At 67.8% G+C, this 21,096-nt stretch carries 19 protein-coding genes; 8 read left to right on the top strand and 11 right to left on the bottom strand.

Annotation, left to right across the window (positions count from 1 at the left end):
* Positions 1–5 precede the first annotated feature (5 nt).
* The 6 genes from ACIGHN_RS11730 to ACIGHN_RS11755 all read right to left on the bottom strand — a co-directional run bounded on the left by ACIGHN_RS11730 (position 6) and on the right by ACIGHN_RS11755 (position 6,898).
* Complete coding sequence (locus ACIGHN_RS11730) at positions 6–1,652, bottom strand: 3-(methylthio)propionyl-CoA ligase (RefSeq protein WP_056422580.1); 1,647 nt, start codon at positions 1,650–1,652, stop codon at positions 6–8.
* Between the two features lie 43 nt (positions 1,653–1,695).
* Positions 1,696–2,478, bottom strand: a complete 783-nt coding sequence (locus tag ACIGHN_RS11735) for an SDR family NAD(P)-dependent oxidoreductase (protein WP_056413783.1) — start codon at positions 2,476–2,478, stop codon at positions 1,696–1,698.
* 85 nt (positions 2,479–2,563) lie between these two features.
* Positions 2,564–3,196, bottom strand: coding sequence for a TetR/AcrR family transcriptional regulator (locus ACIGHN_RS11740; RefSeq protein WP_396504499.1), 633 nt, complete (start codon positions 3,194–3,196; stop codon positions 2,564–2,566).
* 24 nt (positions 3,197–3,220) lie between these two features.
* Positions 3,221–3,994, bottom strand: coding sequence for an enoyl-CoA hydratase/isomerase family protein (locus ACIGHN_RS11745; RefSeq protein ID WP_396504500.1), 774 nt, complete (start codon positions 3,992–3,994; stop codon positions 3,221–3,223).
* A gap of 20 nt (positions 3,995–4,014) precedes the next feature.
* Positions 4,015–6,102: an acetate--CoA ligase family protein gene (locus ACIGHN_RS11750; protein ID WP_396504501.1), complete on the bottom strand. Its 2,088-nt coding sequence runs from the start codon at positions 6,100–6,102 to the stop codon at positions 4,015–4,017.
* A 37-nt stretch (positions 6,103–6,139) separates the two neighbouring features.
* Positions 6,140–6,898: an SDR family NAD(P)-dependent oxidoreductase gene (locus ACIGHN_RS11755; RefSeq protein ID WP_396504502.1), complete on the bottom strand. Its 759-nt coding sequence runs from the start codon at positions 6,896–6,898 to the stop codon at positions 6,140–6,142.
* Positions 6,899–6,975: 77 nt separating this feature from the next.
* Between ACIGHN_RS11755 and ACIGHN_RS11760 the strand changes: the two genes are divergently transcribed.
* Both ACIGHN_RS11760 and ACIGHN_RS11765 read left to right on the top strand, forming a co-directional pair.
* Positions 6,976–7,521, top strand: coding sequence for a nuclear transport factor 2 family protein (locus ACIGHN_RS11760; protein ID WP_396504503.1), 546 nt, complete (start codon positions 6,976–6,978; stop codon positions 7,519–7,521).
* Between the two features lie 17 nt (positions 7,522–7,538).
* Positions 7,539–8,309, top strand: coding sequence for an IclR family transcriptional regulator (locus ACIGHN_RS11765; RefSeq protein WP_396504504.1), 771 nt, complete (start codon positions 7,539–7,541; stop codon positions 8,307–8,309).
* Between the two features lie 59 nt (positions 8,310–8,368).
* Here ACIGHN_RS11765 and ACIGHN_RS11770 read toward each other — a convergent pair whose 3' ends face one another.
* Positions 8,369–10,042: a flavin-containing monooxygenase gene (locus ACIGHN_RS11770; RefSeq protein ID WP_396504505.1), complete on the bottom strand. Its 1,674-nt coding sequence runs from the start codon at positions 10,040–10,042 to the stop codon at positions 8,369–8,371.
* A gap of 349 nt (positions 10,043–10,391) precedes the next feature.
* Entirely contained in the window at positions 10,392–11,117 is a 726-nt protein-coding gene (locus ACIGHN_RS11775; protein WP_396504587.1) for an AraC family transcriptional regulator, read from the bottom strand.
* 411 nt (positions 11,118–11,528) lie between these two features.
* Between ACIGHN_RS11775 and ACIGHN_RS11780 the strand changes: the two genes are divergently transcribed.
* Positions 11,529–12,194, top strand: a complete 666-nt coding sequence (locus tag ACIGHN_RS11780; RefSeq protein WP_056413878.1) for an MSMEG_1061 family FMN-dependent PPOX-type flavoprotein — start codon at positions 11,529–11,531, stop codon at positions 12,192–12,194.
* Positions 12,195–12,289: 95 nt separating this feature from the next.
* Complete coding sequence (locus ACIGHN_RS11785) at positions 12,290–12,532, top strand: hypothetical protein (protein ID WP_396504506.1); 243 nt, start codon at positions 12,290–12,292, stop codon at positions 12,530–12,532.
* A gap of 98 nt (positions 12,533–12,630) precedes the next feature.
* Here ACIGHN_RS11785 and putA read toward each other — a convergent pair whose 3' ends face one another.
* Entirely contained in the window at positions 12,631–16,404 is a 3,774-nt protein-coding gene (gene putA, locus ACIGHN_RS11790) for a trifunctional transcriptional regulator/proline dehydrogenase/L-glutamate gamma-semialdehyde dehydrogenase (protein ID WP_396504507.1), read from the bottom strand.
* A gap of 127 nt (positions 16,405–16,531) precedes the next feature.
* On the opposite strand from putA, the gene ACIGHN_RS11795 reads away from it, so the two are divergent.
* From ACIGHN_RS11795 to rlmD, 3 genes are all read left to right on the top strand, one after another.
* Complete coding sequence (locus ACIGHN_RS11795) at positions 16,532–17,011, top strand: Lrp/AsnC ligand binding domain-containing protein (protein WP_396504508.1); 480 nt, start codon at positions 16,532–16,534, stop codon at positions 17,009–17,011.
* 122 nt (positions 17,012–17,133) lie between these two features.
* On the top strand, positions 17,134–17,439 hold the full coding sequence (locus tag ACIGHN_RS11800) for a hypothetical protein (protein WP_396504509.1): 306 nt from the start codon (positions 17,134–17,136) through the stop codon (positions 17,437–17,439).
* 55 nt (positions 17,440–17,494) lie between these two features.
* Entirely contained in the window at positions 17,495–18,955 is a 1,461-nt protein-coding gene (gene rlmD, locus ACIGHN_RS11805; RefSeq protein ID WP_396504510.1) for a 23S rRNA (uracil(1939)-C(5))-methyltransferase RlmD, read from the top strand.
* A 124-nt stretch (positions 18,956–19,079) separates the two neighbouring features.
* Here rlmD and ACIGHN_RS11810 read toward each other — a convergent pair whose 3' ends face one another.
* Positions 19,080–19,460 carry a hypothetical protein gene (locus ACIGHN_RS11810; protein WP_396504511.1) on the bottom strand — a complete coding sequence of 127 codons (381 nt, stop codon included), beginning with the start codon at positions 19,458–19,460 and terminating at the stop codon, positions 19,080–19,082.
* A 219-nt stretch (positions 19,461–19,679) separates the two neighbouring features.
* Positions 19,680–20,375, bottom strand: a complete 696-nt coding sequence (locus tag ACIGHN_RS11815) for a Bax inhibitor-1/YccA family protein (RefSeq protein WP_056413876.1) — start codon at positions 20,373–20,375, stop codon at positions 19,680–19,682.
* Positions 20,376–20,618: 243 nt separating this feature from the next.
* Between ACIGHN_RS11815 and ACIGHN_RS11820 the strand changes: the two genes are divergently transcribed.
* A complete protein-coding gene (locus tag ACIGHN_RS11820) occupies positions 20,619–21,026 on the top strand; it encodes a heme-binding protein (RefSeq protein WP_056171961.1) in 408 nt (135 codons plus the stop codon).
* Positions 21,027–21,096: the final 70 nt, after the last annotated feature.

Consider the following 21,096-nt stretch of genomic DNA (forward strand, 5'->3'; position numbering starts at 1 on the left):
TGTGCTCAGGCCTTGTCGGTGGGAAGGGTGTGGGCGCGGAACTGTTCGCGCAGCTTGAGTTTTTGCAGCTTGCCGGTGGCGGTGTGCGGCAGCGTGTCCACGAAGACCACGTCATCGGGCATCCACCACTTGGCGACCTTGCCGTCCATGAAGGCCAGGATGTCTTCGCGCGTACTGGTCTGCCCGGCCTTGGGGACGATCAGCAGCAGCGGCCGCTCCTGCCAGCGCGAGTGCGCCACGCCGATGACGGCGGCTTCCTGCACGGCCGGGTGGCCCATGGCAGCGTTCTCCAGATCGATGGACGAAATCCATTCGCCGCCGGACTTGATCACGTCCTTGGAGCGGTCCGTGATCTGCACGAAGCCATCGGCATCCAGCGTGGCCACGTCGCCCGTGGCGAACCAGCCGTCGGCGTCCAGCACGCTGCCGCCTTCCGCGCGGTAGTAGCCGCTGGCCACCCACGGACCCCGGGCCTTGAGGTCGCCGAAGGCCTTGCCGTCGTGCGGCAGGGGCTGGCCGTCTTCGCCGAAGATTTCCAGGTCGACGCCGTAGATGGCCCGGCCCTGCTTGGCCTGCAGGTCGAAGCGCTGCTCCAGGTCTATTGCGCGGTGCTTGTCGAGCAGCGTGCCGATGCTGGCCAGGGGGCTGGTCTCGGACATGCCCCAGGCGTGGATCACGAAGGCACCCAGCAGCCGCTCGAACTTCTCGATCATCGCGCGCGGGCAGGCCGAGCCGCCGACCACCACGCGCTGCAGGTGGACGTCGGACAGGTTCAGCGCGTCGCGGTGGCGCTCGATGTAGTCGAACAGGCCCAGCCACACCGTGGGCACGCCGAGCGAGAAGTTGCAGCGCTCTTCGCGCAGCAGGCGGTAGATGTTCTCGCCCGCGAGGTGGGGGCCGGGCAGCACCAGCTTGGCGCCGCACATGGCGCCGGCGTAGGGGATGCCCCAGGCATTGACGTGGAACAACGGCACGACCAGCAGCACACTGTCGCGGGCCGACAGGCCCAGGCCGTCGGTGGTGCAGGCGGTGAAGGAGTGCAGCACCGTGGAGCGGTGGCTGTACAGCACGCCCTTGGGGTTGCCGGTGGTGCCCGAGGTGTAGCACAGCGAAGAGGCGGTGTTCTCATCGAAGCGCGGCCACGAGTAGTCGGGCGATGCGGCCTCGACCAGGTCCTCGTAGCACATCAGGTTCGGCAGGTTGACCGCGGGCATCTGGTCGCGCCGGCACATCGCGATGAAACCCTTGGCGTGCAGCAGTTGCGGCGCCAGGTCTGCCAGCAGCTGCGCGAAGCTGGTGTCGAAGAACACGTAGCCGTCCTCGGCGTGGTTCAGGATGTAGGCGATCTGCTCCGGGAACAGGCGGGGGTTGACCGTGTGCAGGATGGCCTGCATGCCCGAGACGCCGAAGTACAGCTCCACATGGCGGTGGGTGTTCCATGCCAGGGTGGCCACGCGGTCGCCTGCTGCCACGCCCAGGGCGGTGAGCGCGTTGGCCAGGCGCTTTGCGCGTTGCTGCACTTCGCGCCAGTTGCTGCGGTGGGTGCTGCCGTCCACGAGGTGCGAGACGATCTCGCGATCGCCGTGGAACGCGGCTGCGTGGTCGAGCACCCCGGACAGCAGCAGTTGGTGTTGTTGCATCAGGCCTTGCATGGGCTTTCTCCTTGAGGCGCGGTGGTAGTGAGGACTGGGGCCATCAGTGGTAGCTGCGGCCACCGTCGACGGCGAGCACGATGCCGGTCACGAACGAGGATTCGGCGCTGCTCAGGTAGAGCGCCGCCATGGCGATTTCCTGCGGCTCGCCGATGCGCTCCAGTGCATAGCGCGGCCCCACCTGGGCGCGCAGTTCATCGGCGCTGTAGCCGCCGCGCACCATGGGGGTGTCGACGGCGCCTGGGCAGATGGTGTTCACGCGCACCAGCGGGGCCCATTCCATCGCGATGCTTTTGGAAAACGCGATCACCCCGGCTTTCGATGCGGCATAGGCGCTGCGCTGCTTGAACGGTTGCAGCCCCTGCCCGGAGGAAAGATTCACGATGGTGGCGGCGCCGGCCGCACGCAGCGCGGGCAGTGCGGCCCGGCAGACGTTGAAGGTGCCGGTGAGGTTGACGTCGATCACCCGCTTCCAGTCCTGCAGCGAGACGGCATCGGCCCAGTCGGTGTTGGCGATGCCGGCTGCGTTGACCAGGCCGTCGAGGCCGCCGAACTTGTCGGCGGCTTGCTGAACCGCGCGCTCCACGGCCTGCGGATCTGTGATGTCGGCCTCACAGGCCAGCCAGCGCGAGGCCTCTCCGGGCAAGTCGGCGGGGCGCTGCAGGTCGAGCGCCGCCACCTGCGCCCCAGCGCGCAGGAACAGTTCAGCGATCGCCCGCCCGATGCCGGACGCCGCTCCCGTCACTAGCACGCGCCGGCCTGCGAGGCGGCCAGACAGCTGTCCGTCAGCGGGGGTGAAGGGAGGATGGGAGGTGTTGGATGTCATGGAATGGTGGAATGCTGAAATGGGTTACCAGTCGGCAGGTAAATCGATGGGTTAAAAAAGGGGGTGAGGTTCTGCGCGCCGTGGGTTATGCCGAAGCGGCACCCTTGTCGATGACCAGCCCGTGCAAAAGCATGTCCACGAACTGCTGCATGACCTCGACCGCGCTGAGCTTGCCGTCGGGCCGGTGCCACCGTGGCATCTGGTTGAGCGCGGACAGCAGGAAGCGGCCGGCCATGGCGGGATCGACCGCGCGCATCTCGCCCGCGGCGATGCCTTCGGCGATGCATTGGCGCAGCAGGCCTTCGTAGGAGTCGCGCAGCTTGAGCGCCACCATGCGTTGACCGCCGGTGGCGGCCTGCCAGAAGGCGTTGGAGCCCGCGATCCACCGGTCGCGCCCATGGTCCTGCACATGGGCCGAGGCTTCCATGAAGGCCCGCACGCGCGCCGTAGGCCCCTTGGCCTGGGCCACGGCGGCCGCGACCTGGTCGTGCAGCAGCTGGATCGACTCCAGCACGATGCGCTCGTACAGCGCATCCTTGTTCGGAAAGTAGTAGTACAGCGCCGCCTTGGTGATGCTGGCTGCCTCCGCGATGTCGCGCAACGAGGTACGGTCGTAGCCGTGCTGCGCGAACAGGCGCCGCGCGATGGCCAGCAGCTGGTTCTCGCGCGAGTCCAGCGGATCGGGGGCTTGCGCGGTGGCGGCAGGTTTGGCTTGCATCATGGGCCTGAGCGTTGAGGTGGGTCAGCGGCCTTGGTAGACCGGCTGGCGCTTTTCCAGGAAGGCCATCTGGGCTTCGCGGGCGTCCTCGGTCTTGGACAGCGCCACGGTGTTGCCTTGTTCGTAGCGGTATGCCTCGCGCGCCGGCATGGCCAGGGTCATGCGTGCGGCCTCCTTGGCCAGGCGCAGGGCGACAGGGCTTTTGGCGGCGATCTCGCGGGCGATGCCCATGGCATAGGGCATGAGTTCGGCGGCAGGCAGGCAGGCCTCGACCAGGCCCAGCCGGTACAGCTCCTGCGCAGAGACCTGCATGCCGGTGTAGAACATGCGGCGCGCGCGCGACTGGCTGAAGTACCGCTGCAAAAAGGTCACGCCACCGGCCAGTCCGACGTTGATCTCGGGCATGGACACGTAGGCGTCTTCCGAGGCGACCCAGATGTCGGCCCCCATCACCAGGCCGAACCCCGCGCCCAGGGCGGGGCCGTTGATGGCGGCGATGATGGGCTTGGCGCATTCGACCATGGCGTAGTGGCATTCCCGCGTGAGGCGGTTGTGGCGGCCATAGGCGCCAGGTGTGCCGGCGAGGTGGGGGCGCTCGCGGATGTCGGCGCCGGCGGAGAACGCCTTGCCTGCACCCGTGATCACGATGCACGCCACCTCGGCCATGTCGCTCAGCGTGTCGAAGCACTCGATGATCTCGGCCCGCAACTCGGCATTCTGGGCGTTGACCGGTGGACGGTTCAGCGTGACGACGGCGATGGCGTCCTCGATCTGCAGTTGCAGGTGCTGGAATTGCATGGTGGGGATTCCTTTCACGTTCAGCGCGTGGAGATCAGCGCATCGAGGCAGACGCCGCCCTGGGTCTGCACGACGAAGGGGTTGATGTCGATGCCGGCGAGCTGGTCGGCGTGCTGCACCGCGAACTCCGACAGCTTGCTCAAGGCCTGCGCCAGGGCCTGCAGGTCGTAGGCCGGGCCACCGCGCCAGCCCTTGAGCAGGGCCGATGCGCGCACGGAATCCACCAGGGCCAGGCCCTGGTCAGGGGTGAGGGGCGCAGAGGCGAACGCCACGTCCTTGTAAAGCTCCACCGCCGTACCACCCAGCCCGAACATCACCATCGGGCCGAACACCGGGTCCATGTGGATTCCGATGATGGTCTCCACGCCGCCGCGCACCATGGGCGCGATCAGCACGCCGTCGATGCGCGCCTGGGGGGCGCGCTCGGCAGCGCGGCTTTGCAAGGTGCCGTACGCGGCGGCTACCTCATCGGCATTCTGCAGGCCCACCATCACGCCGCCGATTTCGGTCTTGTGCGGGATGTCGGCCGAAACGATCTTGGCCACCACGGGGTAGCCCATCGCGTCGGCTGCCGCCACCGCATCGCCAGCGCTGGTGCAGGTGGTCTCCGGCAGCACGGGAATGCCTGCAGCGCCGAGCAGGGCCTTGGCCTGCGTCTCTGTGGCGGCGGCGGGCAGCTGGTGGGCGGCGGGCATCGCCGGCGTGTCTGCGGCGCGCATGCCGCGGCGCAGCCGGGCCATGCGCGCGGCGCCGGCCACGGCCCGCACCGCACGCGTGGGGTCGGCAAACACTGCCACGCCCGCGGCTTCCAGGCGGCGGGTCACGTTCTCTTCCGACAGCATCACCACCACCAGCGCCTGCTCGGGGTGGGCGCGGTGGATGGCGATCAGGCGGTCTTCGGTGGCCTGAAAGCGCTGGGGCGACAGGCCCACGTGCGCGAGGTAGGCAAACAGGCTGCCGTAGGGCGCGCCGGGGCGCAGCATGGTCTCTATGGTGCGTGCGATGCCGTCGGGCACGGCCGTGACCTGGGCCGTGGTGTCAAACGGGTTGGCGGGCACGGCGTAGGGGAGCAGGTCACGCAGGCTGCTGGCGGCATCGTCGGTGAGCGGTGGAAGGCCCATGCCCAGTTCGGTCGCGTTGTCCGCCATCAGGATGCCGATGCCGCCCGAGCCGGTCATGATGCCGATGTCCTCGTTGGCGGGCAGGGTGCCGATCACCGCGCACAGGTGCGCGAGGTCCAGCATTTCTTCCACGGACTGGGCGCGGTGCGCGCCGCATTCGGCAAACACCGCGTCGTAGACCGCGTCGTTGCCCGCCAGCGATCCGGTGTGGGTGGCAGCCGCCGCCGCACCCACGTCGGTGCTGCCGATCTTCATGATCACGACCGGCTTGCCTGCAGCTGCGGCCTTGCGCAGTGCCGCCCGCAGGCGGGTGCCATCCTTGCAGGCTTCGAGGGCCGCGCAGATCACGCGGGTGTCGGGGTCTTGCGCCAAGTAGTCGATGCATTCGGCGACATCCACGTCGGCTTCATTGCCTGTGGCGATCACGCGGGACAGCCCGATGCCGCGCAGCGTTGCCATGCCATAGGTGGCCGATCCGAAGGCGCCGCTTTGCGTCGCCAGGCCGATCACACCGTGCCTGGGCCGCAGGCCGTTGAGCGCGGTGGAGAACGTGGCGTAGAAGTTCTGGGATGGATTGAGCAGGCCCAGGGCATTGGGCCCCACCATGCGCATGCCCGCCTCGCGGCAGATGGCCACCAGGCGCGCCTGCAGCTCTGCGCCTGCAGCGTCCACCTCTGCAAAGCCGGCGGTGAAGACCTGGACCGCCTTCACGCCTTTGGCAGCGCATTCTTTGAGTGCCGCTTCCACGCCCGGCACGGGGACGGCGATGATGGCGTGGTCCACCGGGCCGGGTACGTCGAGCAGGCTGGCATAGGCGGGCAGGCCCTGGATTTCAGCAGCGCCGCTGCGGTTGACGGGATGGATCCGGCCCTGGAAGCCCGCCTCCAGCAAAAAACGCAGCGGCCGGCCTCCAATGCGTTCGGGGTCGGACGATGCGCCGATCAAGGCGACGGAGCTGGGGAAGAAGAGGGGGTGCAGGGGATGCATGGCGTGGGGGATCGGGTCGTTGCGCATGGACTGTGCCTCACAGGAGTGCGTGGGTCACGCCGCCGTCGACCAGCAGCGATTCACCGGTCACGAAGCTGCTGTCGTCGCTGGCCAGGAAGCTGGCGGCGGCGGCGATGTCGCCGACCTGGCCCAGCCGGCCCAGGGGCGTGCGGGCGATGCGCTTGGCTTCCATGTCCGGGTTCACATTGATGCGCACGCCCTCGGTGACCACCGAGCCGGGGCAGATGGCGTTGACGCGGATGCCGTGGGGCCCCAGGTCCACCGCCGCAGAGCGCGTGAGCCCCAGCACGCCGGCCTTGACCCCGCAATAGACCATGCCGGACGGAATGCCCAGGAAGCCGGCCGCCGAAGCGATGTTGACGATGGAGCCGCCGCCCGAGCGCGCCATGGCTGCGGCGCCCACCTGGGTGCCCCAGACGACCGAATGAAAGCCGGTGCCGGTCATGCGTGCCAGGGTCTCCGGGGTGATGGCATCGATGGGGCCGTAGCGCACCCAGATGGCGTTGTTCACTAGGATGTCGAAGCGGCCGAATTGCCGCTCCAGGTCTTGCACCGCGTTTTCGAACGTTGCGCGCTGCGCGACGTCGCCGGCGTAGGCCACGGCCTGTGCGCCTTGGTCGCGCAGCGACCGGGCCGCCTGTTCGGCGTTTTCGCCCTTGATGTCCAGCACACCGATGGTGGCGCCTTCGGCGGCGAACCTTTCGCAGATGGCGCGTCCGATGCCTTGTGCACCACCTGTGACCAGGGCAACCTTGCCCTTCAAACGAGCTTGCATATGTGTCTCCGTTGTTCAAATAATTCTACCGGCCGGTTAGTAAAAAGGTATAGTGCAAAAAACTAAGGAGATACCCTATGCAAGACCAGGAACTGAGCCGCCAGGTGGCTGAACTGATGGACCGCGAAGCGATCCGTGAATGCATGAACCGCTACTGCCGGGGCATTGACCGCCAGGACGAGGCCGCCTTGCGCGGTGCCTACTGGCCCGACGCCACGGACTGCCACGGCCCCTACCAGGGCAGCGCCACCGGGTTCATCGATTGGGCGTTGAAGAAGCTTGCGGCGGACAGCGAGCGGTCGATCCACAACATCTCCAACATGTCGATCACGCTGGCCGGTACGCAGGCGGGTGTGGAAACCTATTTCCTGGCGCTGCAGCGCGACCGCGACCCGCAAGGTGTCGCCCGCGAGGTGTTCCTGGCCGGCCGCTACGTGGACCGCTTCGAAAAGCGGGGCAGCGAATGGCGCATTGCCGCGCGCACCGTGGTGTACGACTGGCTGCGTGATCTGGGGGCCCCGGGTGTCACCGAGGCAGAGCATTTCGGCGCGGTGCGCCAGCCGCTGGGCTCCCTGTACGGCAGCGATCCGGTCTATGCGCTGCTGGCGTCCTTGAAGCCCTGAACTCCCCTGACCTGGCCATGGCCCTCGCGCCAGCGACCGTCAAATCCGCTGCGCGCGCGCTGGCGCTGCTGGAGTACTTCCGCAGCGAACGCGCGCCGCGGTCGCTCAAGGCCATCGTCGAGGCGCTTGGCTATCCCCAGTCCAGCACGACGGCGCTGCTCAAGAGCCTGACGACGGAGGGCTACCTGAACTACGACCGCGTTCACCGCTTGTACTTCCCGACGCTGCGCGTGGTGGCGCTGGGCGACTGGATCGAGCCTGTGCTGATGGGTGGCAACGGCCAACTGCTCGAAGCCATGCGCGATGTGCACAACGCCACCGGAGAGACCGTCTCGCTGGGCCTGCTCAACGATGTCTACCTGCAGCATGTGCGCATCATCCAGTCGGTGCATGCGATGCGCTTCCATACCGAAGAAGGGACCATGCGACCGGCGGTCAGATCGTCCCTGGGCTGGTTGCTGTTGTCCACGCACACGGCCGAGCAAATAGAGCGCCTGGTGCGCCGCGCGAACATCGCGATCAACAAACCCGCAGAGCGCGTGGATGTGGACGCCATGGTCGCGCACATCCTGTCGATCAAGGGGCAATCGCAGATCTACGTGGAGGGCATGCCGTTTGCCGACGGCGCGACGATGTGCGCCCTGCTGCCGGTGGCCATCAATGGGCAGCCCGTGGTGCTGGGGCTCGGCGGCAGCCTGGAGCGCATGCGTGCCCATCAGAAGGCCTACGCAACGGCCTTGCGCCGTGCCGTGGCCTCCATGTCACCTTGCGGCAAGGCCCCTGGCTGAACTGCATGCAGGAGGCGGCAGGCGGTTGGCGCCGCCGGCCGCACTCTCCGTTTCGCCCGTCAGGCAGCGATGGCCTGGGCCTGCTTGTGCGCAGGCTCGATGTGGTGGCCGGCGTAGCCGTTGGCCGCGGCGGCCGCGCAGTGCTCGCGGTACATCTTGAAGCCGCCGATGAACTGGGTCAGGCCCTGGGGCTTGCCCTCCACGTTGGCGCCGACCCACCAGGTCTTGGCCTTGTTGATCAGCGAATGCCGTGCCAGCGTGTACACCAGCTCCATCCAGTTGTCTTCGGTCTTGCGGGTGGGCTCGATGCTGCCCATGCCGTTCTTGCGCAGGTAAAGGATGGCGTCGGCGATCCAGTCCACATCGTTCTCGCTCATGCGGATGATGTTGGCAAGTGCTGCGGGGCCGTTGGGGCCGGTGGTCATGAACAGGTTGGGAAAGCCTTCGAGCATGATGCCCAGATGCGAGCGGGGGCCGTTCTGCCATTTCTCCTGCACCGTGCGGCCGCCGCGCCCCACCACGTCAAAGGCCAGCAATGCGCCGGTCAGGCCGTCGTAGCCGGTGGCCAGGATCAGGATGTCGAGCTCCGTTTCTCCTGCCGCGGTGCGGATGCCCTTCTCGGTGGCTTCGAGAATGGGGTCCGTGATGCAGTCCATCAGGTGGACGTTCGGCAGGTTGTAGGTCTCGTAGTAGCCGGTGTCCAGGCAGGGGCGGCGCGCAAAGATCGGGTAACCCTGGGGCTTGAGCTTTTCTGCCGTGACCGGGTCGGTCACGACTTCGGCGATCTTGCCGCGCACGAAGTTGGCCACGTGCTCGTTGGCCTCCTCGTTGATCATCAGGTCGCCGAACGTGCCCAGCATGGCCAGGCCGCCCTGTTTCCAGGAGTCTTCCAGCAGGGCCTGGCGCTGGGCCGGGGTGACGGTGAAGAATGCCCGCGTGGACAAGGGGCGCGCGCCGCCGATCACGCTGTTGCGGGCCACCTCGCGGATACCCGCATAGTGGCGCTTGACCTCTGCCATGTACTCGGGTTCGATCGGTACGTTGCGCATGGGCATGGTGAAGCTGGGCGTGCGCTGGAATACGAAGAGCTCGCCCGCCTGGCGGCCCACTTCCTGCACGATCTGGATGCCCGTCGAGCCCGTGCCGATCACGCCCACACGCTTGCCCGTGAAGTCGACGGGTTCGTGCGGCCAGCGGGCGGCATGCAGCAGCCGGCCCTTGAAACGCTCCAGCCCGTCGATCTCCGGCTTCTTGGGAACCGACAGCGGCCCCGTCGCCATGATGCAGTAGGGAGCTTCCCAGGTGGCGCCGCTCTCGGTCGTCACCGTCCATACCTGGCGCGATTCATCCCATACCGCCTGATTGATGCGGGTGTTGAACTGGTAGTGGCGGCGCAGGTCGAGCCGCGTGGCCACGAAGTCGATGTAGCGCAGCAGCTCTGGCTGGGCCGCGTACTGCTCGGACCAGGTCCACTCCTGCTCGATCTCGGGCGAGAAGGAGTAGCTGTAGTCGATGCTGGGCAGGTCGACGCGCGCGCCCGGGTAGCGGTTCCAGTACCAGACACCGCCCACGTCGCCCCCGGCCTCGAAGGCCTGGAGCGAGAGCCCGAGCTGGTTGAACTTGTGGACGGCGTACATGCCCCCGAACCCGCCGCCGACGATGATCACGTCGACCTGCTGGGGTGCGGTGCTGTTGGTGGAATGCTGGGCGGGTGCTGCGGAAGTTGATGGCATGAATGTCTCCTGTGATCGTTCTTGAAGGGCGCAGTGTCCCCAGGCTGTGAAGGGCACCGAAACCTCTGGCAGTCATGATGCCAATTAACTGGCCGGCCGGCAAGTAGAACGGCAATGCCATGACGAACAATCACATGTGTGAATTTGGTGTGTTTGGGGGTGGACCTGCGAGGCACGCCCGGCGACATGACGGGCTGCGATGCGAAGCGGCTGTGCCCCTGGTCTCACGCCAGCAGGCTTTCGACTGGTGATTGCTGGTGTGGCAGGGGGCACGCAATGCCCTCGGGCCGACACGCCCGCGCCCCGTCACTGGCCCGAACGTGCATCGAGCCCACCTGTTGAACCACCTTCACAGCCGCTGCCGGTAGGCGGCGGGCGTCTCCCCGAAGTTGCGCTTGAACACGGTGATGAAAGCGCTGGCCGTGGCATAGCCCAGATCCAGCGCGATGCTGTTGACCGGCACATTGGCGGCCAGCATCTCCAGCGAGCGCATGAGCCGTGCGCGTTGGCGCCATGCCGAGAAGTTGAAACCCGTTTCCTCGACGAAGCGCCGGCTCAGCGTGCGCGCGCTGAGGGCCGCCCACCGGGCCCACGCTGGAAGGTCCCGCCCATCTGCCGGGTCGGCGATGAGCGCGCGGGCAATGCGCTGCAGGCGCGCGTCCCGGGGCAAGGGCAGGCCCAGGGGCTCGACCGGCAGCGTGCGGATCTCGTCCAGGATCACCCCGGCCACACGCAACTGGCCTGCATCCAGCGGGCCCTGAGGCCATTCGGCTGCGCGCAGCACCGCTTCGCGCAGCAGGCCCGAGGTGCGCAGCGTGCACGGCTTGGCGGGCAGCCCCTTGCAGGCGGCCGGCTCGACATACACGCTCCAGCCGTGGAAGGGGCCGTGCGACTGCGCCGCATGCAGGTGGTGCGGCGGCAGCCACACGGCATGGATGGCGGGTACGACCCACACCGCGTCCTCCACCTTGACGGAAATCAGCCCGCGCAGCGACCCGAAGAGCTGCCCGCGCGCGTGCTGGTGCGGCTCGGTCATGCGCTCGCCATCCTGCGTGCCGGCGAGGGCGATGACCATGGGGCCCTGCGGCGCATCGATGGTGGCGAGGGCGAGCTTCAAATCGTTCGAACCGTTCAGGTCAGGCATGCGGGATGGAGGCGTATCGAAATGGCGGATGAAAGCAATCAGTTGGCGATTTCAGTGTACATCTGCCATGTGAATGCATCTTATTCTTGTTTGCATCGCATCAACAGGAGTCAGGCCATGCGCGCACAGGATGTTCTTCCGGACCATGTCAACGAAGTGGAGGTGGGCGGTATCACCGTCCGCAAGGGCTCGGTGGGGTCCTTCCTCGCCAATGCGCGGGTGTTGCGGGACCCCACTGCATCCGCCGCGGCGCGCGCTGCCGCAGCGGGCGATATCCAGGCGTTGGCGCCTGCACTGCGCGCGCTGGGGCTGTTCGAGGTGCTGGAGGTCCGGGACCCGCACTTGCGGGCCCTGGTGGCGCCCCCTGCGGCCGGGCCGGGCAGGCCTGATGCTCCCGACCTCGACGCGCTGTACTCGCCGCCGTCCGAGATGATCCAGAAGGCAGTGCTCGACCGCCTCATCGGTTTTCATGAAAGCTACCTGAAGGCCGCGACGTTTTTCTGCCTGGCCACGGGCAGCGGCGAGGGGCTCGATGCCTCTGCGCGCGGCGGCCCGCCGGGCTTCGTGCACGTGCTGGATGCGCATACGGTGGCCTTTGCCGACTGGCCGGGCAACAACCGCATCGAATCGTTGCGCAACCTGGAGCGCGACGACCGCGTGGGCATGCTCTTCATCTTTCCGGGGCTGGAGGTGTTCCTGCGCATCAACGGCCACGGCAGGGTGTCCACCGCGCCGGAGCTGCTGGCCGAGTTGGCAGAACAGGGGCGCACACCCAAGGCCGCGACGGTGGTGGCCATCACCGAAGTGCTCATGCACTGCGGCAAGGCGGTGAACCGCGCCAGGCTGTGGGCCCCGGCGTCGCAGGTGGACCGCACTGCGCTGCCCACGGTGGGGCAGATGCTGGCAGAGCTGACGCGGCTGGGGGGTGCCACCGCACCGATCGGCGACGAGCAGGTGGGGCAGATCAACGCGCACTACGACCACGAGGTGCGGCATGCGCTTTACTGAAGACCGGGTGCCGGGCCTGCTGGAACGTGCGTTCGACAGGCTGCTGCTGCGCAGTGCACGGGTGGCTGCGGTGCAGAGGGTGTGCCGAAGCCACCTTGGCGTTGCAGGCCCTGGGCATTAACGCCGCCCTGCTGATGGAGCGCCGCGACGAGGCTGGCCGGAAACAAGCCGCCAGCGGACTGTGGTCGCAGGGCAGCGGGGATGGCACGCTGTTCGTGCTCACGGGGCGCGCGCAGTCGATCCAGCAGGCACGCCAGGCACTCAAGGGGCGCGGCGTGCCGGCATCGTGCATCGTGGCCAAGGCGTACTGGGCGCCCGGCAAGACCGGTATGGACTGAGCGCCCGTGGCCGGCGGCATGAGGTGCTGGCGCGCGATGCATGCCAGGGCGGGGGCTGGGTGCACCCCTCCCGACGTCCGCACGAGCATCAGCGCGCTTTATCCGATCGTCATCAGGCTCGCGTTGCCGCCCGCCGCCGCCGTGTTCACACTCAGCGCACGCTCGATCACCAGGCGCTCCAGCGGCACCTCGGTACTGCCCGGGGGCATGCCCGTGACGGCGACGATGGGGCCGGGGCGGCGGGCAAGCTGTTCACACACGCTGCGCAAAGCCTCGGGCGTGCCATGGTGCAGCACGGCAGCCAGGTCGGTGGTGCCGTCGGCCAATGCGTTGGACGCGATCGCGATGCGCGCCTGCAATTCGGCGGGCAGGGTGGTGCGCAGGGCGGTGTGGGCGTCGCTCCACACGGCCTTGCCGCCACTGGCCAGCACGGCGGCCAGTTGGGTCCACAGGTCTTCCTGCGCGGCAGCGATGCACAGCACGGTGGCACGCGGCAGCAGGCTGTAGACGTTGCGCTCGCCCGTGGGCCCGGGCAGGGTGCGCGCGGTGCCGGTTTGGGTCTCGGCGGCAAAGCGGCGGCAGGTGGCGGCCAGGGGGGCGTGCCCCGCCGCCTGCGCCCAGCGCTCCAGGGCGTGCAGGGGGCTCAGCAGTGTTTCGCGCGCGGCCATGTCTGGCGCGGCGATGCGGTCCGCGGCGGCGAATGTGTGCGCCAGTGCGGCGGCCGGGCGCTGGGCCAGCAGCCGCAGCAGGTACAGCGGGCCGCCAGCCTTGGGGCCTGTGCCCGACAGGCCTTCGCCGCCAAAGGGCTGCACGCCCACCACCGCGCCCACCATGTTGCGGTTGACGTACACATTGCCGGCGTGCGCGCGGTCCACCACGCGGGCGATGGTCTCGTCGATGCGGGTGTGCACGCCCTGGGTCAGGCCGTAGCCGGTGGCGTTGATCTGCTCGAGCAGCTGGTCCAGGTCCTTGCGTGCATAGCGCACCAGGTGCAGCACGGGGCCGAAGACCTCGCGCTGCAGCTCGCCGATGCTGTTCAGTTCGATGAGCGTGGGCGGCACGAAGGTGCCCTGTGCGGCCTCGGCTGCATCGCTGCGGCAGTGCTGGAACACGCGCTGGCCACGGCTCTTGAAGGCGTCGATGTGTTGGGTGATACCCGCCTGGGCCTCGGCGTCGATCACCGGGCCCACGTCCACCGCCAGCGCTGCGGGGTTGCCCATGCGCAGCTCGCCCATGGCGCCCTGCAGCATCTCGACCACGCGGTCGGCGGCGTCGTCTTGCACGCACAGCACGCGCAGTGCGGAGCAGCGCTGGCCCGCGCTGTCGAAGGCTGACGAGACCGCGTCGGTGACCACCTGCTCCACCAGGGCGGACGAGTCCACGATCATCGCGTTTTGCCCGCCCGTTTCGGCGATCAGCGGGATGGGGCGGCCGGCGGCATCCAAGCGGCCGGCGATGGTGCGCTGCAGGATGCGCGCGACCTCGGTGGAGCCGGTGAACATGACGCCCATGACGCGGGAGTCGCCGATCAGGCGTGCACCCACGGTCTCGCCCTGGCCGGGCAACAGTTGCACCGCACCGCGCGGCACCCCCGCCTGCCACAGCAGGCGCACGGCCTCGGCGGCGACGAGTGGCGTCTGCTCGGCGGGTTTGGCCAGCACGGGGTTGCCCGCGGCCAGCGCTGCGGCCACCTGGCCCATGAAGATGGCCAGCGGAAAGTTCCAGGGGCTGATGCAGGCCACGGGGCCCAGCGGGATGTGCGTGGCGTTGTCGAAGGTGCTCTCCACCTGCGCCGCGTAGTAGCGCAAGAAGTCCACCGCCTCGCGCACCTCGGCGATGGCGTTGCTGGCGCTTTTGCCGGCCTCGCGCATCAGCAGGCCCATCAGCGGCTGCAGGCGCTCTTCGAGCAGGCCGGCGGTGCGCTGCAGGGCGGCGGCGCGTTCGGCAGGGCCGGTGGCGGCCCAGGCCGGTGCGGCTTGCTGTGCGTTCTTCAGCGCCTGGTCCACGTTGTCGGCCGTGGCCTCCTGCACATGGCCGACCACGTCGCGCAGGTCGGCGGGGTTGCGCACGGGCGTGGCCGGGCCGGCGGGCACATCGGTGGCCAGCAGCGGGCCGGCAGTCCAGCCGTGCAGGGCGCTGGACTGCAGCGTGGCGGCGAGTTGCGCCAGTGTGGCATCGCTGGCGATGTCGAGCCCTTGCGAGTTGGTGCGGCCGCTGCCGTAGAGCGCCGCTGGCAGCGGAATGCGCGGGTGGGGCAGGCCGGCCGTGCCTTCGCGGGCGGCCGCTTCGTCCACCACCTGCACGGGGCTGCGCACCAGATCGGCCAGGGCGATGGTCTCGTCGGCAATGCGGTTCACGAAGGAGGTGTTGGCACCGTTCTCCAGCAGGCGGCGCACCAGGTAGGCCAGCAGCGTCTCGTGCGTGCCCACCGGGGCGTAGATGCGGCACGGCCGGCCCAGGCCGGCCTTTCCTGTTTCTCGGCCGAGCTTGCCCGCACTGACGGCGCCCACCACCTGCTCGTACAGCGGCTCGCCCATGCCGTGCAGGCACTGAAACTCATACTGCCCCGCGTAGTAGTTGCTGCCCGCCAGGTGGTAGATGGTGGCCAGGGTCTCGGCGTTGTGCGTGGCGAACTGCGGGTACACGGCCTCGGGTGCGGCCAGCAGCTTGCGCGCGCAGGCCACGTAGGAGACATCGGTGTGCACCTTGCGGGTGTAGACCGGGTAGTCGGCCAGGCCGTCGATCTGGGCGCGCTTGATCTCGCTGTCCCAGTAGGCGCCCTTGACCAGGCGCACCATGAGGCGGCGGCGTGCGCGGCGCGCCAGGTCGATCACGAAATCGATCACATACGGGCAGCGCTTTTGGTAGGCCTGGATCACGAAGCCGATGCCGTTCCAGCCTGCCAGGCTGGGCTCATGGCACAGGCGCTCCAGCAGATCGAGCGAGATTTCCAGGCGGTCGGCCTCTTCGGCGTCGATGTTGATGCCGATGTCGTAGCTCTTGGCCAACTCGGTCAGTCGCAGCACCAGGGGGTAGAGCTCGTCCATCACGCGGGCGAACTGCGCGCGGCTGTAGCGCGGGTGCAGGGCCGACAGCTTGATCGAGATGCCCGGGCCTTCATAAATGCCGCGCCCGGCCGATGCCTTGCCGATGGCGTGGATGGCCTGCTCGTACGAGGCGTAGTAGCGCTCGGCGTCGGCCGTGGTCAGGGCCGCCTCGCCCAGCATGTCGTAGGAGTAGCGAAAGCCTTCGGCCTCCATGCGGCGCGCGTTGGAAAGGGCCTCGGCAATGGTCTCGCCGGTGACGAACTGCTCGCCCATCATGCGCATGGCCATGTCCACGCCCTTGCGGATCAGGGGCTCGCCGCCCCGGCCGATGAGCCGGCCCAGCGATGCGCCCAGGCTGCCTTCGCTGTGCGTGGCCACCAGTTTGCCGGTGATGAGCAGGCCCCAGGTGGCCGCGTTGACGAAGAGCGAGGGGCTCTTGCCCAGGTGGGGCTCCCACTGGCCATTGCTGATCTTGTCGCGGATGAGCGCGTCGCGCGTGGCCGCATCCGGGATGCGCAGCAGCGCCTCGGCCAGGCACATCAGGGCCACGCCCTCCTGGGACGAGAGCGAGAACTCCTGCAGCAGCCCCTGCACGATGCCCGCGCGGCCGCTGGCGGCCTTGCGCTGGCGCAGGGCGCTGGCAATGCGCAGCGCCAGTTGCTGCGACGCCGCGGCCAAGTCCTGCGGCACGCGGGCCTGTGCCAGCAGCGGTGCCAGGGCCTCGGGCTCGGGCCGGCGGCAGGCGGCGGTGATGGCGGCGCGCAGCGGGTTGGCCAGCGGGGTGCGCGGGGCGAAGTCTGCAAAGGCGGCGGCGGTCGTTGTCATGGCGGGTTCTCGAAGAGAAATGTTCGGGCCCGACGGCTGTCAGACCCACTGAAACGGATCATCTCTGGAGTCGCGATGAATAAATGGTCGAAAATTGGTTTATTGACCGAATGAATCACTAGTGCCAATGACCAACGACACCGATCTGGACCGTATCGACCGCAGAATTTTGTCGATCCTGCAGGAAGACGGGCGCATTGCCAACCTCAAGCTGGCGGAGGCTGTAGCCCTATCGCCCACCGCGGTGCTGGCGCGTGTGCAGCGGCTCACGCGGGACGGCTTCATCCTGGGCTACGAGGCGCGGCTCAACCCGCTGCGGCTGGGCGCGGGCATGCTGGTGTTTGTGGAGGTGCTGCTCGACCGCACCACGCCCAACGTGTTCGACCAGTTCAAGGCCGCCGTGCAGGTGCACCCCGAGATCATGGAGTGCCACATGGTGGCGGGTGGCTTCGACTACCTGCTCAAGACCCGTTCGGCCGACATGAATGCGTACCGCGTGTTCGCCGGGGCCGTACTGTGGCAGCTGCCCGGCGTGCGCGAGACGCGCACCTACGCCGTGATGGAAGAGGTCAAGCACACCAACCACCTCTCTCTCCATCTGTCGTGAAGCGCTGCGGCACCACAGCCGCGCCGTTGGCCCGCAGCGGCTTTCACGCGACAGCGGCGTTGGCTGGGCGGGGCAAAGCCAGCATAATGACCGGTAAATACGTCTGACTCAGGAGAAGAAACATGAAGGTCCTTCCATACGCTGCCGCAGCCCTGGTGGCTGCATTCTTCAGCCAGTCGGCCATGGCGTCGTGCTACGTGGTGTACGGCCCCGACAAGGACATCGTGTACCGCGCTCCGGAGCCACCGATCGATTTGTCCCGCCAGATCCACGAGACCTTGCCGGTGGTGGCGCCCAACTCGACGCTGGTGTTCACGCCCGACAATCACAACTGCGATCTCACCATCAACAAGCTGCCGCTCGCCTCCGCCTCCGCCTCCATGCGCGGTGCGCCGGGCATGCGCGCTGCACGCGCCGACCGCAGCTGAGGTATTCCTGTCACGGCTCGGACAGGCGCAGTCCCGGGCCTGAGACAATCGGGGGATGAGCGAACCGAAAGAACTATCCCCCTCGTTTGAACCCGCCGCACAAGACGGCGCAGACCTGCCCGACGGCTGGCTGCAGGTGCAGTCCATGGACCTGGACGCCCAGGGCGTGGCCCGCAAGCCCGATGGCAAGGTCGTCTTCATCGACGGCGCCCTGCCATTCGAGCTGGTCACGGCCAACACCCACCGCAAGAAGAACAACTGGGAGCAGGCCAGCCTGACGGCGATCCACCGCGAGTCGTCGCAGCGCGTGCGCCCTGGCTGCCCGCACTTCGGCCTGCACGCCGGGGCCTGCGGCGGCTGCAAGATGCAGCACCTGCACGTGGGCGCGCAGGTGGCCGTCAAGCAGCGCGTGCTGGAAGACAACCTCTGGCACCTGGGCAAGGTCAAGGCCGAAACCGTCATGCGGCCGATCGAGGGGCCCGCCTGGGGCTACCGCTACCGCGCCCGCCTGTCCGTGCGCCATGTGATCAAGAAGGGCACGGTGCTGGTGGGCTTTCATGAGCGCAAGAGCCGCTACGTGGCGGACATGCAGACCTGCAGGATCCTGCCCCCGCACGTGGATGCGATGCTGATGCCGCTGCGTGCGCTGATCGCCGGAATGGACGCGCGCGACACCTGCCCGCAGATCGAGCTGGCCTGTGGCGACACGGTGACCGCCCTGGTGCTGCGGCACCTGGAGCCGCTGAGCGCCGACGACATCGCGCGGCTGCGTGCCTTTGCCGCCGAGCACGGCGTGCAATGGTGGCTGCAGCCCAAGGGCCCGGACACGGTGAAGCTGCTCGACGAGGGCGGCGAACAGCTGTCGTACGCGCTGCCGGACTTTGGCATCACCATGCCCTTCAAGCCCACCGACTTCACGCAGGTCAACCCGCACATCAACCGGGTGCTGGTCAGCCGGGCACTGCGCCTGCTGGATGTGCAGCCGCACGAGCGCGTCATCGACTGGTTCTGCGGCCTGGGCAACTTCACACTGCCCCTGGCCACGCAGGCGCGTGAGGTGCTGGGCATCGAGGGCAGCGAGGCGCTGGTCGCCCGTTCGCGCGAAAACTATGCATTGAATCAGGCCCTGCCGCGCGGCAGCAAAGCGCTGGCAGCTACTGATTTTGTAGCACGCAATCTGTTCGAGATGACGCCTGCGATGCTGGTGGCCGACGGCTCGGCCGACAAGTGGCTGGTGGACCCGCCGCGCGAGGGCGCATTCGCGCTGGCCAAGGCGCTGGCAGACATCGAGCAGGCGCGCATCGGTGCCGAGGATGCCGGCCCGCTGCCCGCGGGCGCCGAAAGCTGGACACCCCCCCAGCGCATCGTCTACGTGAGCTGCAACCCCGCCACGCTGGCGCGGGATGCGGGCCTGCTGGTGCACAAGGCCGGTTACAAATGCACGGCTGCGGGCATGGTCAACATGTTCCCGCACACGGCGCACGTCGAGAGCATGGCGGTGTTCGAGCGGGTGTGACCGCCTGAAGGATGTCAGAGGCAGGAGGAGGGCAGCCAGGCGCTGTCCTGGCCCTTCCCGCTGCCAGTCGCCAGGACGTCAGGCGCGTGCACGCCCGGGGGAGGGCGCCCTGTCAGCGCAGATCTCAACTCCTGCTGCGGCTCGCGGCAGGGTCGCGCGTCTCGGTCTCGGTGTCGATGTCGGCACTGCCCTTGCGCTCGGGCTTCTTCACCTCGCCCAGCACCGACGGCGCGCCTTCGATCTTGTTCTCGCGCATGTAGGCGTCCATGTCCTTCCAGCCGGCAAAGACGGATGCCTTGGCGGCCTTGGGGTTGAGCGTGTAGCAATCCTCCAGGCCGCGCAGCGCATGGCGGCAGGCGCCGCCGATGGCCTTGGCCTCGGCATCGCGCTGCGCAACGCGCGGATCAGGGCCCAGGCCAGGGATCTTGTCGCAACCGGCCAGCAGCAGCGCGAGGGCTGCCACGGCCAGCAGGCGCAGCGGGGTGGAGGGCAGGTTGCGATACATGTACTTGCATTATCGGCAGGACTGCGCCGCTATTGAGGCTTGACCTTGGTGCGGGCTCAACAAAAAGAAAAAGGCTCCCGAAGGAGCCTTGTGGCGCACGCTGTGATGCGGCGGTTGACACTGGCACGGTAGCAGGCCAGTGCACCCGTGGAACCGGCTTCGCCGGACCACCGGGTGCGCCCCTCCATGGGGAAAGCCGCGCAGCCGTTCAGGGGACGCTTACTCGCGCTCTCCACCCATGATGCCCAGCAGGGCGAGCAGGCTCTGGAACACGTTGAAAACGTCCAGGTACAGGGCCAGGGTCGCGCTGATGTAGTTGGTCTCGCCGCCGTCCAGGATCTGCTTGATGTCGTACAGCATGTAGGCGCTGAAGATGCCGATGGCCGCCATCGAGATCGCCATCATGCCCACGCTGGAGCCGACGAACACGTTGATGATGCCGCCCACCATGAGCACCATGGCGCCCACGAACAGCCACTTGCCCATGCCCGACAGGTCGCGCTTGATCACGCTGGCCAGGCTGGCCATCACGAAGAACACGCCGGCGGTGCCGGCAAAGGCCGTCATGATGAGGTCGGTACCGTTCTTGAAGCCCAGCACCATGCCGATCAGGCGCGACAGCATCAGGCCCATGAAGAACGTGAAGGCCAGCAGGACCGGCACGCCCGCTGCAGAACGCTTGGTCTTTTCGATCGCGAACATGAAGGCGAACGCGCCGCCCAGGAACACGATCAGGCCCACGCCACCGCGCAGCGACTGGGTGATGCCGGTGGCCACGCCGACCCAGGCGCCGAGCACCGTGGGGATCATGCTCAGCGCGAGCAGCCAGTAGGTATTGCGAAGAACCCGGTGGCGGTCTTCCTGCGAGATGCCATAGCCCGCAGAGTGGCCCAGGGTGGTGACATGGTCATTCATCTTGTGTCTCTCCTTGTTGGCCTGCACAGCGCAGACATTGCAAATTCTAGGTGGAGACGGTTTTTGGCCTTGCAATGACCGCACCCGCTTACCTACTTTTGGTAAGGGTACTTTCACCCTGCGTAGGGGTGAGCGGCCCTGGGGATGCCGCTATGCTTGATGGTTCATTGCTCCGGCGGGCCCCTGCGGTTCGTCCGGGCGACCTTTCTTCGACTCTTTCTTTTCCTCCACCCGGACACATCCATGAAGACCAAGCACGAACTCGAACTCGCCGACGTCAAGGCCATTGCCGCCGCTGCCGAAGCCGAAGCCCTGAAGAACCACTGGGCCGTGACCATCGCCATCGTGGACGACGGCGGCCACCTGCTGTGGCTGCAGCGCCTGGACGGCGCCGCCGCCGTGTCCTCGCACATCGCCCCCTCCAAGGCCCGCACGGCCGCCCTGGGCCGGCGCGAGAGCAAGGTGTATGAGGACATCGTCAACGGCGGCCGCACCGCGTTCCTGAGCGCGCCTGGCATCGACGGCCTGCTCGAAGGTGGCGTGCCTATCCTCAAGGACGGCCAGTGCCTGGGCGCGGTGGGCGTGAGCGGCGTGAAGTCCACCGAGGACGCGCAGGTCGCGCGTGCCGGCATCGCTGCACTGGGTCTTTGAGATTGCTATCAAATAGATAGCTTCTCGCGCTTGCCTATCAAGCGCTTGAGGGCGAAATCTATTGAAATGC

Source organism: Acidovorax sp. NPDC077693 (assembly GCF_044542805.1).
In the GTDB taxonomy this organism is placed as follows: domain Bacteria; phylum Pseudomonadota; class Gammaproteobacteria; order Burkholderiales; family Burkholderiaceae_C; genus Acidovorax.

What these genes read in the sequence shown, in the direction of transcription:
- ACIGHN_RS11730 (WP_056422580.1), bottom strand. Translation starts at nt 1,652, where the DNA reads ATGCAAGGCCTGATGCAACAACACCAACTGCTGCTGTCCGGGGTGCTC.
- ACIGHN_RS11735 (WP_056413783.1), bottom strand. Translation starts at nt 2,478, where the DNA reads ATGACATCCAACACCTCCCATCCTCCCTTCACCCCCGCTGACGGACAG.
- ACIGHN_RS11740 (WP_396504499.1), bottom strand. Translation starts at nt 3,196, where the DNA reads ATGCAAGCCAAACCTGCCGCCACCGCGCAAGCCCCCGATCCGCTGGAC.
- ACIGHN_RS11745 (WP_396504500.1), bottom strand. Translation starts at nt 3,994, where the DNA reads ATGCAATTCCAGCACCTGCAACTGCAGATCGAGGACGCCATCGCCGTC.
- ACIGHN_RS11750 (WP_396504501.1), bottom strand. Translation starts at nt 6,102, where the DNA reads ATGCATCCCCTGCACCCCCTCTTCTTCCCCAGCTCCGTCGCCTTGATC.
- ACIGHN_RS11755 (WP_396504502.1), bottom strand. Translation starts at nt 6,898, where the DNA reads ATGCAAGCTCGTTTGAAGGGCAAGGTTGCCCTGGTCACAGGTGGTGCA.
- ACIGHN_RS11760 (WP_396504503.1), top strand. Translation starts at nt 6,976, where the DNA reads ATGCAAGACCAGGAACTGAGCCGCCAGGTGGCTGAACTGATGGACCGC.
- ACIGHN_RS11765 (WP_396504504.1), top strand. Translation starts at nt 7,539, where the DNA reads ATGGCCCTCGCGCCAGCGACCGTCAAATCCGCTGCGCGCGCGCTGGCG.
- ACIGHN_RS11770 (WP_396504505.1), bottom strand. Translation starts at nt 10,042, where the DNA reads ATGCCATCAACTTCCGCAGCACCCGCCCAGCATTCCACCAACAGCACC.
- ACIGHN_RS11775 (WP_396504587.1), bottom strand. Translation starts at nt 11,117, where the DNA reads ATGGTCATCGCCCTCGCCGGCACGCAGGATGGCGAGCGCATGACCGAG.
- putA (WP_396504507.1), bottom strand. Translation starts at nt 16,404, where the DNA reads ATGACAACGACCGCCGCCGCCTTTGCAGACTTCGCCCCGCGCACCCCG.
- ACIGHN_RS11795 (WP_396504508.1), top strand. Translation starts at nt 16,532, where the DNA reads ATGACCAACGACACCGATCTGGACCGTATCGACCGCAGAATTTTGTCG.
- ACIGHN_RS11800 (WP_396504509.1), top strand. Translation starts at nt 17,134, where the DNA reads ATGAAGGTCCTTCCATACGCTGCCGCAGCCCTGGTGGCTGCATTCTTC.
- rlmD (WP_396504510.1), top strand. Translation starts at nt 17,495, where the DNA reads ATGAGCGAACCGAAAGAACTATCCCCCTCGTTTGAACCCGCCGCACAA.
- ACIGHN_RS11810 (WP_396504511.1), bottom strand. Translation starts at nt 19,460, where the DNA reads ATGTATCGCAACCTGCCCTCCACCCCGCTGCGCCTGCTGGCCGTGGCA.
- ACIGHN_RS11815 (WP_056413876.1), bottom strand. Translation starts at nt 20,375, where the DNA reads ATGAATGACCATGTCACCACCCTGGGCCACTCTGCGGGCTATGGCATC.
- ACIGHN_RS11820 (WP_056171961.1), top strand. Translation starts at nt 20,619, where the DNA reads ATGAAGACCAAGCACGAACTCGAACTCGCCGACGTCAAGGCCATTGCC.